Genomic DNA, 12,745 nt, shown 5'->3' with positions numbered 1-12,745 from the left:
CGGTCAGGCCTCCGGGATCTCGAACTTCGACGTGCGCCGCATGCCGGCGGCGCGGCCCTTGCCCGCGATGACCAGGGCCATCTTGCGGCTGGCCTCGTCGATCATCTCGTCGCCGAGCATCGCGGAGCCCTTCTTGCCGCCCGCCTCGGACGTGTAGTAGTCGTACGCGTCCAGGATCAGCTCGGCGTGGTCGTAGTCCTCCTGCGAGGGCGAGAAGATCTCGTTGGACGCCTCGACCTGGCCCGGGTGCAGCACCCACTTGCCGTCGAAGCCGAGCGCGGCGGCGCGCTGGGCGACCTCGCGGTAGCCGTCGACGTTGCGGATCTGCAGGTAGGGGCCGTCGATCGCCTGGAGGTCGTTGGCGCGGGCGGCCATCAGGATCTTCATCAGGATGTAGTGGTAGGCGTCCGCCGGGTAGCCGGGCGGCTGCTCGCCCACGACGAGCGACTTCATGTTGATGGACGCCATGAAGTCGGCCGGGCCGAAGATGATGGTCTCCAGGCGCTGGGAGGCCTGGGCGATCTCGTTGACGTTGTTCAGGCCCTGCGCGTTCTCGATCTGCGCCTCGATGCCGATCTTGCCGACCTCGAAGCCCATCGTCTTCTCGATCTGCGTCAGCAGCAGGTCCAGCGCCACGACCTGCTGGGCCGTCTGCACCTTGGGCAGCATGATGCAGTCGAGGTTCTGGCCGGCCCCCTCGACGACCGTCACGACGTCCCGGTACGTCCACTCGGTCGTCCAGTCGTTGACGCGGACGACGCGCGTCTTGCCCGTCCAGTCGCCCTCGTTGAGGAACTTGACGATGGTGTGCCGCGCCTCGGGCTTGGCGAGCGGCGCGCACGCGTCCTCGAGGTCCAGGAAGACCTGGTCGGCGGGGAGGCCCTGCGCCTTCTCCAGGAAGCGCGGGTTGCTTCCCGGTACCGCCAGACAGGAGCGGCGGGGACGAAGGCGGTTGACGGTCGTCATGCGGGGACCTCCAGAGGGTCGAGCTTGTTCGCTTTCCGGATCTCGTCGACGATGCGGCCGATGATCCCGGTGATGTCGAAGTCCTTCGGGGTGAAGACGGCGGCCACTCCGGCTTCCTTCAGCTGCTCGGCGTCACCATTCGGGATGATGCCACCGGCTATCACGGGTATATCTGTGGCACCGGCCACATGGAGGCGTTCCAGGACGTCCGGGACCAGCTGTGCGTGCGATCCGGACAGGATCGACAGGCCGACCGCGTGGACGTCCTCGGCGAGGGCCGCGTCCACGATCTGCTCCGGCGTCAGCCGGATGCCCTGGTACACCACCTCGAAGCCGGCGTCCCGGGCGCGCACGGCGATCTGCTCGGCGCCGTTGGAGTGCCCGTCCAGGCCGGGCTTGCCGACCAGGAAGCGCAGCTTGCCCACGCCCATGTCCTGCGCCGTCAGCTCCACCTTGCGGCGCACCTGGGCGAGCGCGGAGCCCTCCTCGGCGGGGACCGCGACCGGCGCCGAGGAGACCCCGGTCGGGGCGCGGAACTCGCCGAACACCTCGCGCAGGGCCCCGGCCCACTCGCCGGTGGTGACGCCGGCGCGGGCGCACTCCAGGGTGGCCTCCATGAGGTTGTCGGTGCCCTTCGCGGCCTCCTTCAGCCGCTCCAGCGCCTTGCAGGGGCGCGGGTGGTTGAAGGGTGGCTGGTACCGCGTGTCGCGCCAGTGCCGGAGCGAGGCGATGACCCGGGCCTCGACGGCCGGGTCGACCGTCTGGATCGCGGTGTCCAGGTCGGCGGTCAGCGGGTTCGGCTCGGTCGTCTCGAAGATGTTGACGCCGACGATCTTCTCCTGGCCGGACTCGATCCGGCCGCGGCGCTCGGCGTGCGAGGCGACGAGCTGCGACTTGAGGTAGCCGGACTCGACGGCCGCCATCGCGCCGCCCATCTCCTGGATCCGCTCGATCTCGGCGAGGGACTCCTCGACGAGCGCCGCGACCTTCGCCTCGACGACATGCGAGCCCTCGAAGATGTCCTCGTACTCCAGCAGGTCGCTCTCGTGCGCGAGGACCTGCTGGATGCGCAGCGACCACTGCTGGTCCCAGGGCCGGGGCAGGCCCAGCGCCTCGTTCCAGGCGGGCAGCTGCACGGCACGCGCGCGGGCGTCCTTCGACAGCGTCACCGCCAGCATCTCCAGCACGATCCGCTGGACGTTGTTCTCCGGCTGTGCCTCGGTCAGCCCGAGGGAGTTGACCTGGACGCCGTAGCGGAAGCGGCGCTGCTTGGGGTTCTCGATGCCGTACCGCTCGCGCGTGATCCGGTCCCAGATCCGCCCGAACGCCCGCATCTTGCACATCTCCTCGATGAAGCGGACGCCCGCGTTCACGAAGAAGGAGATACGGGCCACGACGTCCCCGAACTTCTCCTCGGGGACCTGCCCCGAGGCGCGCACGGCGTCGAGGACGGCGATGGCGGTGGACATCGCGTACGCGATCTCCTGGACCGGCGTGGCGCCCGCCTCCTGCAGGTGGTAGCTGCAGATGTTGATCGGGTTCCACTTCGGGATGTGGGAGACCGTGTACGCGATCATGTCCGTCGTCAGCCGGAGCGAGGGGCCCGGCGGGAAGACGTGCGTCCCCCGCGACAGGTACTCCTTGACGATGTCGTTCTGGGTCGTGCCCTGGAGCCTGGTGATGTCGGCGCCCTGCTCCTCGGCGACGACCTGATAGAGCGCCAGCAGCCACATGGCGGTGGCGTTGATCGTCATCGAGGTGTTCATCTGCTCCAGGGGGATGTCCTGGAACAGCCGGCGCATGTCACCGAGGTGCGCGACCGGCACCCCGACCCGGCCGACCTCGCCGCGGGCGAGGATGTGGTCGGAGTCGTACCCGGTCTGGGTGGGCAGGTCGAACGCGACCGACAGACCGGTCTGGCCCTTGGCCAGGTTGCGCCGGTACAGCTCGTTGGACGCCTCGGCCGTGGAGTGGCCGGCGTACGTCCGCATGAGCCACGGACGGTCCTTCTGGCGCTCTGTCATCGCCCGGCCCTCAGATGTTCCGGAAGCGGTTGATGGCGTCGAGGTGCTTGGCGCGCGTCTCCTCGTCGCGCACGCCCAGGCCCTCCTCGGGGGCGAGGCACAGCACGCCGACCTTGCCCTGGTGGAGGTTGCGGTGCACGTCGTAGGCCGCCTGGCCGGTGTCCTCCAGGGAGTACACCTTCGACAGCGTCGGGTGGATCTTGCCCTTCGCGATCAGCCGGTTGGCCTCCCAGGCCTCGCGGTAGTTGGCGAAGTGGGAGCCGATGATGCGCTTGAGCGACATCCACAGGTAGCGGTTGTCGTACTCGTGCATGTAGCCCGAGGTCGAGGCGCAGGTGGTGATGGTGCCGCCCTTGCGGGTGACGAAGACCGAGGCGCCGAAGGTCTCGCGGCCGGGGTGCTCGAAGACGATGTCGATGTCCTCGCCGCCGGTGAGCTCGCGGATGCGCTTGCCGAAGCGCTTCCACTCCTTCGGGTCCTGGGTGTTCTCGTCCTTCCAGAACTTGTAGTCCTCGGCGTTGCGGTCGATGATCGCCTCGGCGCCCATCGCGCGGCAGATCTCCGCCTTCTGCGGCGAGGAGACGACGCAGATCGGGTTGGCGCCGCCGGCGAGGGCGAACTGCGTGGCGTACGAGCCGAGTCCGCCGCTCGCGCCCCAGATCAGGACGTTGTCGCCCTGCTTCATGCCGGCGCCGTTGCGGGAGACCAGCTGGCGGTAGGCGGTGGAGTTCACCAGGCCCGGGGCCGCGGCCTCCTCCCAGCTCAGGTGGTCCGGCTTGGGCATGAGCTGGTTGGACTTGACGAGGGCGATCTCGGCGAGACCGCCGAAGTTGGTCTCGAAGCCCCAGATGCGCTGCTCGGGGTCGAGCATCGTGTCGTTGTGCCCGTCGCTGGACTCCAGCTCGACGGACAGGCAGTGCGCGACGACCTCGTCGCCGGGCTTCCAGGAGTTGACGCCCGGGCCGGTGCGCAGGACGACGCCCGCGAGGTCGGAGCCGATGATGTGGTACGGCAGGTCGTGGCGCTTGGCCAGGTCGCTGGTGCGGCCGTAGCGCTCCAGGAAGCCGAAGGTGGACAGCGGCTCGAAGATCGACGTCCACACCGAGTTGTAGTTCACCGACGAGGCCATGACGGCCACCAGGGCCTCACCCGGGCCGAGCTCGGGCAGGGGCACGTCGTCGAGGTGGATCGACTTGCGCGGGTCCTTGTCGCGGGTCGTCAGCCCCGCGAACATCTCCGTCTCGTCCTTGTGCACGGTGATCGCGCGGTACGACTCGGGGAGCGGGAGGGCGGCGAAGTCCTCCGACGTGGAGTCGGGCGACTGGATCGCGGCCAGGATGTCCTTCGTGGTCACGTGTTGCCTCCGGCGGTGAGCGCCCTGAGGAGGGGCGCTGAGGGTTACGTCGGTGCTGCTGAGGGTTTTTTTCGGGGGTGCCGTCGGTTCGGCCGGTGGTGCTGATCGGCAGCGCATGGTGGCGCGGGAGGTTGCCTGTGACGCAGGCGCCGGGCGCGCAGGCCCCGGGAGGGGCTTGCGGGGACAGCCGGCGTACGAAAGGTCTCTGCACGCCGGCCGCCCGGACTCCTTCAACGTATGGCACGCCGTGTCATCCGGCAAGGCACTGCGTGCCAGAAGTTACTCTCAGATGAAATCTTTACGTAACACATGAGCGATGATCGATCGAACAGGGTCGGGAAGCTCCCTCAAAAGGGCCCCTGACATGCCAAAACGGCCACCCGGGCGGGTGGCCGTCATCACAGCGGGGGAGTGGCCGAACCCACTCCCTTCCAGGCGCTTCAGCGCTCCTTGAGGGCCTGCTCGATGGTGCGCATCACCTCGTCCAGCGGCGCGTCCGTCCGCGCCACCGTCACCAGGACCTCGCCCTCGGTCGCCACCGAGGCCGTCGTGGTGCGCGGGGCGCTGTCCCGGCCCGCGCCGATCCCCGTCCCGAACGTGCGGCGCACGATCGCGAAGGCGTGGTCGAGCTGCGCCTCCACGTCGCCCTGCGCGCCGGCCCGCAGCCAGCGCCGCAGCACGTGGTTGTGGGCGGTGACCACCGCCGACGCCGCGACCTCCGCCAGCAGCGGGTCGTCGTTGGCGTCGTCGTCGTGCGCGTGCTCGTCGAAGTGCCCGAGCAGGTAGCGGGTGAACAGGCGCTCGTAGCGGGCCACCGAGGCGATCTCCGCCTCCCGCAGGGTGGGCACCTCACGGGTCAGCTTGTAGCGGGCGACCGAGATCTCCGGCCGGGCCGCGTACATCCGCATGACCTCCTTGATGCCCCGGCACACCGTGTCGAGCGGGTGCTCGTGCGCCGGTGCGGCGTTGAGCACCGCCTCGGCGCGGACCAGGGTGTCGTCGTGGTCCGGGAAGATCGCCTCTTCCTTGGAGCGGAAGTGCCGGAAGAAGGTGCGGCGGGCCACCCCGGCCGCGGCCGCGATCTCGTCGACCGTGGTCGCCTCGTATCCCTTGGTCGCGAACAGCTCCATGGCCGCGGCCGCCAGTTCGCGGCGCATCTTGAGCCGTTGGGCGGCGGCGCGGCCGCCCGCGGCACTCTCCGGCGCGTCGGGCGTAGCTGGTGTACGTGAGGACTTGGCGGGCTGGGACATGACCCGAACGTACTGCATGTCCGCAGCTGGATGCGCGTGTACGGGGTTTCCCCCGCCCGGTGCGGGCGGGGGTCCTCCGGCCGGGTCGAGCAGTCCGCCCCAGTCGCGGTCGCCTCGGAACCAGTCGCCGATGCCGTCAGCGCCGGGCATATTCGCGGAAGCCGCGGCCGGTCTTGCGGCCGAGGCAGCCCGCGGCCACCAAGTGCTCCAGCAGGGGCGCCGGAGCGAGGCCCGGGTCGCGGAACTCGCGGTGCAGGACCTTCTCGATGGCCAGCGAGACGTCCAGCCCGACGACGTCCAGCAGCTCGAACGGGCCCATCGGGTAGCCGCCGCCCAGCTTCATCGCGGCGTCGATGTCGTCGAGCGACGCGTAGTGCTCCTGCACCATCTTGATCGCGTTGTTCAGGTACGGGAACAGCAGGGCGTTCACGATGAACCCGGCCCGGTCGCCGCAGTCGACGGCGTGCTTGCGGATCGTGGCGCAGACCTCGCGGACCGTGGCGTGCACGTCGTCGGCGGTCAGGACCGTGCGGACCACCTCGACCAGCTTCATGGCGGGCGCCGGGTTGAAGAAGTGCATCCCGATCACGTCCTGCGGACGCGAGGTGGCCCGGGCGCAGGCGACGACGGGCAGCGAGGAGGTCGTGGTGGCGAGCACCGCGCCCGGCTTGCAGACCTTGTCCAGCGCGGCGAACAGCTGCCGCTTGACGTCCAGGTCCTCGGCGACGGCCTCCACGGCCAGGTCGACGTCGGCGAACGCGTCGTAGCCGCCGGCCGCGGTGATCCGGTCCAGGGTCTGCGCGGCGGCCTCGGCGGTCATCCGGCCCTTGTCCACGGACCGCGACAGCGACTTGCCGATGCGCGCCTTCGCAGCCTGCGCCTTCTCCTCGCTCCGGGCGGCGAGGACGACGTCGTACCCGGCCTTGGCGAAGACCTCGGCGATGCCGGACGCCATGGTGCCGGAGCCGGCCACACCGACGGAGCGGACGGTCCGGCCGGGCGTCGGGGCGGCGCCCTCCAGCGGCGTCAGCGCGTCCCGCACGACGGTGGCGCTGCCCGGAGCCTCGTAGGTGTAGAAGCCGCGGCCCGACTTACGGCCCGTCAGGCCGGCCTCGCTGAGCTGCTTGAGGATCGGGGCGGGCGCGTGCAGCCGGTCGCGGGACTCGGTGTACATGGCGTCCAGGACCGTACGGGCGGTGTCGATGCCGATCAGGTCGAGCAGGGCGAGCGGCCCCATGGGCAGCCCGCAGCCCAGCCGCATCGCGGCGTCGATGTCCTCGCGGGAGGCGTACTTCGCCTCGTACATCGCGGCGGCCTGGTTGAGGTAGCCGAACAGCAGGCCGTCGGCGACGAATCCCGGCCGGTCGCCGACGGCGACGGGCTCCTTGCCCAGGTCCAGGGCGAGGTTGGTGACCGCCGTGACGGCGGTCGGCGCGGTCAGCACCGAGGAGACGACCTCGACGAGCTTCATGGCCGGCGCGGGGTTGAAGAAGTGCAGGCCGAGCACGCGCTCGGGCCGGGCCGAGTCGGCCGCGAGCCGGGTCACCGACAGGGCGTTGGTTCCGGTCGCGAGGATCGTCTCGGGGCGGACGATGCCGTCCAGCTCCCGGAAGATCTGGTGCTTGATCTCGTACGACTCCGGAGCCACCTCGATGACCAGGTCCACGTCGGCCGCGGCCCGCAGGTCGGTGGAGGTGCGGACACGGGCGAGGGCGTCCGCGCGCTCCTGCTCGGTGAGCCGGCCGCGTGCCACCGCACGGGCGGTGGAGGACTCCAGGGCGGCGACGGCCTGGGCGGCTGCGGCCTCGCTGATGTCGATGCCGACGACCTCGCGGCCGGCCTTGGCGAGGACTTCGGTGATGCCGGTGCCCATCGTGCCGAGGCCGACCACGGCGACGGTCTTGAGAGGGGACAGGGAGGTGTCGGACAGGGGAGTGGCCATCGCGGGACTCCAGGAATGAGGGTGACGACTGGGAACGCGCCCGGACGCGCCGGATGCGGAAGGAGTGCGGGTGTTGCCGGGCTGCGAGCGCACACGCCCGGTGCCGTCGCTGCGGACGTGCACACGTCCGAGGAGCGGTGATGACCGACCGGCCCTGTCCCGTGGCCGCGTCGTACTGCGGTACCTGGGTACCGAACCGACTGCACTCGCGAGGGCTGCGTCACCAGGCCGCCGCGAGGGGGTGCGAGTGGGTAACTCGCTCGTCTGAGCTTAACCGCCGGGTAACGAGCGCGCCACCCCCCGGGTTTGTGATGTAGGTCCCGAGTCCGCGACGGCGCGCCTAACCTCTTCCCATGAGCGAAGAGTTGCGATCACTCACGGAGCGTTTACGGCAGGAGTCCGGAGCGACACCCGCGTACGACCGCCTCGTGGCCACCGGCGACCTCGACGAACTGGCGGAGGTGCTGATCGCGCCCGGACAGCCCCTGTGGGCGCGGGAGTTGGCCGCGTTCAGGCTCGGACTCGCCGGGGACCGGCGGGCGTTCGAGTCCCTCGTCCTGTTGCTGAACCACCGGGACCCGCAGCGCTGCGCCTCCGCGGCGCACGCCCTCGCCCGGCTCGGCGACCCGCGGACGGCCCGCGCGGCGGCCGCCCTCGCCACCAACGAACTGCGGGTCGCCTACGCGCTGCACCCGGTCCGGCTGCTGGTCGAACTGCGCGCCCCCGAGGCGGTGCCCGCCCTCATCACCACGCTGGAGCGGCGGCTGCGCCCGCACGACCCCTACCGCCGGGTGGCCCTCGCCTGCGTTGAGGGGCTGGGCGCGCTCGGCGACGACCGGGCCCGGCGCGTCCTGAACGAGGCGCTGGCCCACCCGGCCCTGGCGGAGGCGGCGGTGCGGGCCCTGGGCCGGATCCCGCGCCAGCGGTGAGTGTCCGGCCGGCCCGCCTTCGTCAGCCGGCCGCCACGTCCCGGGCGTACCGCACCTCGGGCACCGCCACCCCGTCCACCTCGAAGGGCTCCTCGGCGCCGTCCGGCCCGAAGCCCGCGCGCGCATAGAAGCGCCGGGCGCGGGCGTTGTCCCGCAGCACCCACAGCAGTACACGCCGGTACCCGGCGAGCGCGCACCGGCGCATCGACTCCGCGAGGAGGGCGCGACCCGCCCCGGTGCCGATCCGCGCCGGGTCCACGTACAGCGCGTACAACTCGGCGTCCTCGGTGCGGGCGTCGCCGTCGCGGCAGGGGCCGTGGCAGCCCCAGCCGACGACCCGGCCGCCCTCCTCCGCCACCAGGTTCACCACCGCGCCGCCGGCCGCCGCGAGATGGGTACGGCGCCGTTCGGCGTCCTCGGCCACGTCCATGGCGTCCAGGTACGGCTGCGGCACGATCCCCGGGTAGGCGGCGCGCCAGCCGCCGACCCGGATCTCGGCGACCCGGTCGCAGTCGGCCGGGGTCATGGGGCGGATGGTCAGGCGATCGTCGTCCATGACGGCACTCTAGGGACCGGTCCGCCGGCTCGCCCACGGGCGCCCCGTCCTCGTGCGCGAGCGGGCCGGACACGGCGACGAGGCGGCCGGGGCCGAGCACCGCATGGCTGGCCGTCGGGCGATCAGGGCCGGAAGCCGACCAGTTCGTGGAGCTCGGCTCCTCGTGCCGTCGCCGCCGTCGTCTTCGCGGTCGCCGGTTTCGGTCCGGGCGAGGCCGCGCAGGTCGCGTCGACCTCACCGGAGCCGCGCGGCAGCGTGCCGTCGGCCAGGTAGGCGGCAAGATGCCGGTCCAGGCAGCCGTTGCCGCCCAGGGTGACGGCGTGGTTGCCGCCGCCCTGCTCGACGACCAGACGGGAGCCGGCCAGCCGCCGGTGGACGGTGACGGCCCCCTGGTACGGGGTGGCCGCGTCGTCGGTCGCCTGGAAGATCAGCACCGGCGGCACCTCGGAGTTGGCCACGTCCACCGGACTGAGCGGCTTCTGCGGCCAGAACGCGCACGGCGCGTTGTACCAGGCGTTGTTCCAGGTCATGAACGGCGCCTTGGTGTGCGCGGCCCAGTTGTCCGCCCGCCAGCGATGCCAGTCGCGCGGCCAGGCGGCGTCACGGCACTGCACGGCGGCGTAGACGCTGTAGCCGTTCCCGGCGCCCTCGTCCGCCGCGCCGAACCGCTTGTACGCCTCGACGAGCGGACCGCCGTCCCGATCGTTCGCGTACGCCGCGAACGCCTGGGCGAGCTGCGGCCAGTAGCCGTTGTAGTAGCCGCCGGGCAGGAAGGTGTCCTCCAGTTCGGCCGGGCCCACCGTGCCGCCGGCCGGGGTCCGCGCCAGCGCCGTCCGCAGGGCGTACCACCGATCCTCGACCCGGGCCGGGTCCGTACCGAGCCGGTACGTCCGGTCGTGCCGGGCGACCCAGGCCAGGAAGGCGCGGTGCCGGTCGTCGAAGGCGAAGTCCTGGGCGAGGTTGTCGTCGTACCAGACGCCGGTGGGGTCCACGACCGAGTCCAGCACCGCCCGCCGCACCCGCTGCGGGAAGAGCTTGGCGTAGACCGCGCCGAGATAGGTGCCGTACGAGTAGCCGAAGTAGCTGATGCGGGGCGCGCCCAGGGCGGCGCGGATCAGGTCCAGGTCGCGCGCGGCGCTGACGGTGTCGATGTACGGCAGCACGTCGGCGTACTTCTCGCCGCACGCGCGGGCGAACTCCTTCGCGCGCCGCAGGTTGGCCCGCTCCACCCAGGGCGTGCTCGGCACGGACTCCGGGCGCACGGGCGCGAAGTGCGTGGGACGGCAGTCCAGCGCCGGGCGGCTCCTGCCCACGCCGCGCGGGTCGAAGCCGACGACGTCGTACTGCGCCGCCACCGCCTTGGGCAGGGCCGAGGCGACGAAGCCGGCCAGCGCGAGACCGCTGCCGCCCGGCCCGCCGGGGTTGACCAGGAGCGGGCCCTGGTACGTCTTCGCGGTGTGCGGGACGCGGGAGAGGGCCAGCGTGATCGTGCGGCCCTTCGGCGCGGCGTGGTCGAGCGGCACCTTCAACGAGGCGCACTGGAGCGTCGGGTACTTCGAGGTGCCGCACTTCTTCCAGGTGAGGGGCGCGGCCTCGGCGACGGTGGGCGGGGCGCTCGCCTCGGCGGGGGCGGCGGTGAGGGTCCCGGCCACGACGAGCGCGGCGCCGCACAGAACGGTTGCGCTTTTTCCCATGGGTCCTCCCAGGACGGAGGGTCGCGGGCCGCGCGTGCCACGGCCCTGGCCGCATTCGTCCCGGAACGGGCGCCCGGAGGAACCGGTTCCGCCTGGATGTGACCCGATCGGGTCGTGAGATGCCCCCCGATGCCGCCGGACACCCCCAGGGGGTGTCTTGTCGGTCAGGCCGGGCTGATCCAAACGAAAGGCCCTAGAGCAGAGTGAGCTGGGTGGGCCCCGGGTCGGGTGCCGGCTCGGCGGGGAGGGGTTCGCGGATGCGGCGGGGTGTCCCGGCGCGGGCGGGGCCGATGCCGTACTCCTGGGCGAGCTCGTGCACCTGACGGGTGATACGGCGCTGATACCACTTCGGCGCGTAGGCACCGTCCGCGTACAGCCGCTCGTAGCGGCGCACCAGATGCGGGTGCTCGCGGCCGAGCCACGCCATGAACCACTCGCGCGCGCCGGGCCGCAGATGCAGCACCAGCGGGGTGACGGACGTGGCGCCGGAGGCGGCGATCGCCCGCACGGTGGCCCGCAGCTGCGCCGGCTGGTCGCCGAGGAACGGGATGACCGGCGCCATCAGCACCCCGCACCCCAGGCCGTGCTCGGTCAGGGTCCGCACGACGTCCAGGCGCCGCTCGGGAGCGGGGGTGCCCGGCTCCACGGTGCGCCACAGCTCGCGGTCGACGAAGCCGACGGAGACGGAGACGCCGACGTCCGTGACCTCGGCGGACTGCTTCAGCAGCTCGAGGTCGCGCAGGATCAGCGTCCCCTTGGTCAGGATCGAGTAGGGGTTGGAGTGGTCGCGCAGGGCCGCCAGGATGCCCGGCATCAGGCGGTAGCGGCCCTCGGCCCGCTGGTAGCAGTCGACGTTGGTGCCCATCGCTATGTGGTCGCCCTGCCAGCGGCGGGAGGACAGCTGCCGGCGCAGCAGCTCCGGCGCGTTCACCTTCACCACGATCTGGGAGTCGAAACCGAGGCCCGTGTCGAGGTCGAGGTAGCTGTGGGTCTTGCGGGCGAAGCAGTACACGCACGCGTGCGAGCAGCCCCGGTACGGGTTCACCGTCCACTCGAAGGGCATGCGCGAGGCGCCCGGCACCCGGTTCACGATCGAGCGGGCCCGGATCTCGTGGAAGGTGATCCCGGCGAACTCGGGCGTGTCGAAGGTGCGGGTGACCACGGCGTCCGCGCCGAACAGACCGGTGTCGGCCCGGCTGTGGTCCGTCTCCAGGGCGAGGTTCTCCCAGCGCATGGTGCCTCCTCGGTAGCACTGCCCCCAGAATAGAACACATGTTCCCTTGATCGTGCTACCCCTGGCCCGTCTGTTTCCGATCGCCTGGCGACCGGTTCCGTGAGCCGATCGGCACCCCGATTTGGGCGGGGTGCCACCGGGGTGGTTGGCTTGCCCCAACCCCGAGAACTCAGGTCCTGGAGGAAGTCGATGGCGCAGGTCGAGGCCACTACGGAGCGGGTCGTCGCGGCGGACGCGGAGAAGGTGTTCGACGCCCTCGCCGACTACAGCGGCACCCGGCGCAAGCTGCTGCCCGAGCACTTCAGCGAGTACGAGGTGCGCGAGGGCGGCGACGGCGAGGGCACCCTCGTCCACTGGAAGCTCCAGGCCACCAGCAAGCGCGTGCGCGACTGCCTCCTGGAGGTCAGCGAGCCCACCGACGGCGAGCTCGTCGAGAAGGACCGCAACTCCTCCATGGTCACCACCTGGCGGGTCACCCCGGCCGGGGAGGGCAGGTCCCGGGTCGTCGTCACCAGCACCTGGCAGGGCGCCGGGGGCATCGGCGGCTTCTTCGAGCGGACCTTCGCGCCCAAGGGCCTCGGCCGGATCTACGACGCGCTGCTCGCCAACCTCGCCGCCGAGGTGGAGAAGTAGCCCCCGGGTCACTCAACCCACGCGAGTTCGGCGGCCGTTGTCGTCCTCACCGGATCGAGTGGTTCTCTTCCGCGACCGACCTGGTTCCGTAACTCGCCGCGCTTGCCCGTAGTTGTTCGCCTACGCGGACATGGTGCGGCGGTGCGACGAGGGGAGCGGGTAC

At 71.5% G+C, this 12,745-nt stretch carries 10 protein-coding genes; 2 read left to right on the top strand and 8 right to left on the bottom strand.

What is annotated here, in order from left to right:
- Positions 1–3: 3 nt before the first annotated feature.
- The 5 genes from ABZ899_RS07590 to ABZ899_RS07570 all read right to left on the bottom strand — a co-directional run bounded on the left by ABZ899_RS07590 (position 4) and on the right by ABZ899_RS07570 (position 7,536).
- Positions 4–966, bottom strand: a complete 963-nt coding sequence (locus tag ABZ899_RS07590) for a CoA ester lyase (protein ID WP_361342152.1) — start codon at positions 964–966, stop codon at positions 4–6.
- The gene (locus ABZ899_RS07585) at positions 963–2,990 is read right to left on the bottom strand and encodes a protein meaA (RefSeq protein ID WP_361342149.1); all 2,028 of its coding nucleotides are present in this window, start codon (positions 2,988–2,990) and stop codon (positions 963–965) included. Before ABZ899_RS07585 ends, ABZ899_RS07590 begins: the two co-directional genes overlap by 4 nt.
- Before the next feature lie 10 nt (positions 2,991–3,000).
- Positions 3,001–4,344, bottom strand: a complete 1,344-nt coding sequence (gene ccrA, locus ABZ899_RS07580; protein ID WP_361342146.1) for a crotonyl-CoA carboxylase/reductase — start codon at positions 4,342–4,344, stop codon at positions 3,001–3,003.
- 440 nt (positions 4,345–4,784) lie between these two features.
- On the bottom strand, positions 4,785–5,594 hold the full coding sequence (locus tag ABZ899_RS07575) for a TetR family transcriptional regulator (protein WP_361342143.1): 810 nt from the start codon (positions 5,592–5,594) through the stop codon (positions 4,785–4,787).
- A gap of 136 nt (positions 5,595–5,730) precedes the next feature.
- A complete protein-coding gene (locus tag ABZ899_RS07570) occupies positions 5,731–7,536 on the bottom strand; it encodes a 3-hydroxybutyryl-CoA dehydrogenase (RefSeq protein WP_361342140.1) in 1,806 nt (601 codons plus the stop codon).
- Between the two features lie 353 nt (positions 7,537–7,889).
- Between ABZ899_RS07570 and ABZ899_RS07565 the strand changes: the two genes are divergently transcribed.
- Positions 7,890–8,465 carry an adenylosuccinate lyase gene (locus ABZ899_RS07565; RefSeq protein WP_361342137.1) on the top strand — a complete coding sequence of 192 codons (576 nt, stop codon included), beginning with the start codon at positions 7,890–7,892 and terminating at the stop codon, positions 8,463–8,465.
- A 22-nt stretch (positions 8,466–8,487) separates the two neighbouring features.
- On the opposite strand, the gene ABZ899_RS07560 is transcribed toward ABZ899_RS07565, so the two are convergent.
- From ABZ899_RS07560 to ABZ899_RS07550, 3 genes are all read right to left on the bottom strand, one after another.
- Positions 8,488–9,021, bottom strand: a complete 534-nt coding sequence (locus ABZ899_RS07560; protein ID WP_361342135.1) for a GNAT family N-acetyltransferase — start codon at positions 9,019–9,021, stop codon at positions 8,488–8,490.
- Positions 9,022–9,143: 122 nt separating this feature from the next.
- Positions 9,144–10,715, bottom strand: a complete 1,572-nt coding sequence (locus tag ABZ899_RS07555) for an alpha/beta hydrolase (RefSeq protein WP_361342132.1) — start codon at positions 10,713–10,715, stop codon at positions 9,144–9,146.
- A gap of 193 nt (positions 10,716–10,908) precedes the next feature.
- Entirely contained in the window at positions 10,909–11,949 is a 1,041-nt protein-coding gene (locus ABZ899_RS07550) for an Rv2578c family radical SAM protein (RefSeq protein ID WP_361342129.1), read from the bottom strand.
- A 189-nt stretch (positions 11,950–12,138) separates the two neighbouring features.
- Between ABZ899_RS07550 and ABZ899_RS07545 the strand changes: the two genes are divergently transcribed.
- Complete coding sequence (locus ABZ899_RS07545; protein ID WP_361342126.1) at positions 12,139–12,582, top strand: SRPBCC family protein; 444 nt, start codon at positions 12,139–12,141, stop codon at positions 12,580–12,582.
- The last annotated feature ends 163 nt before the right edge of the window (positions 12,583–12,745 follow it).

This window comes from Streptomyces sp. NPDC046859, assembly GCF_040645135.1.
Classification (GTDB): domain Bacteria; phylum Actinomycetota; class Actinomycetes; order Streptomycetales; family Streptomycetaceae; genus Streptomyces.
This window is presented reverse-complemented; position numbering and strand designations above follow the sequence as displayed.